General features: G+C 67.3%; 1 protein-coding gene. It reads right to left on the bottom strand.

The genetic code is table 11. The features are described from left to right. Positions 1-385 (bottom strand): hypothetical protein (locus AB3X98_RS42115; RefSeq protein WP_368610457.1); only part of this gene is annotated, 385 nt, incomplete at both ends.

The raw sequence follows: 385 nt of genomic DNA, 5'->3' as shown, positions 1-385 counted from the left end.
CTCCGAGACCGCTGAGAGCTTCGCGTAGCGACCTTTGAGCTCCGGCACTGACCCGATCAGGAAGTCGAGGATCTCGTCGGCGGCGACGCCCTCGCCGACCTTCGCGTCGACCTGCTCGCCGACCTTCTTGAGATCTTCGCGCGGGCCATCGCGCTTGGCGCCGAAGTCGTTGCTCCGGAACGAGCTCTTGCCGGCGTCGACGACGTCCTCGTCGCGGTTCATGCGCTCGTAGTCATCGGCCATCAGGCTCTCGATCGCGGCCTGGTTCGCCCACGGCGCGACCACGCGCTCCATGAACTCCTGCTCGCCCTCGGGCTTGACGTTGTGCTCGTCGAGGAACTGCTGGAGCTGCTGCTCGCGCGCCTTGGGCGGGATCCTGGTGCCC

Origin of the sequence: Paraburkholderia sp. BR14312, assembly GCF_040948675.1 — a bacterium.
GTDB classification, from domain to species: Bacteria; Pseudomonadota; Gammaproteobacteria; order Burkholderiales; family Burkholderiaceae; genus Paraburkholderia; species Paraburkholderia nodosa_A.
Note: the sequence above shows the minus strand (reverse complement) of the source record. Positions and strands in the feature narration are given on the sequence as shown.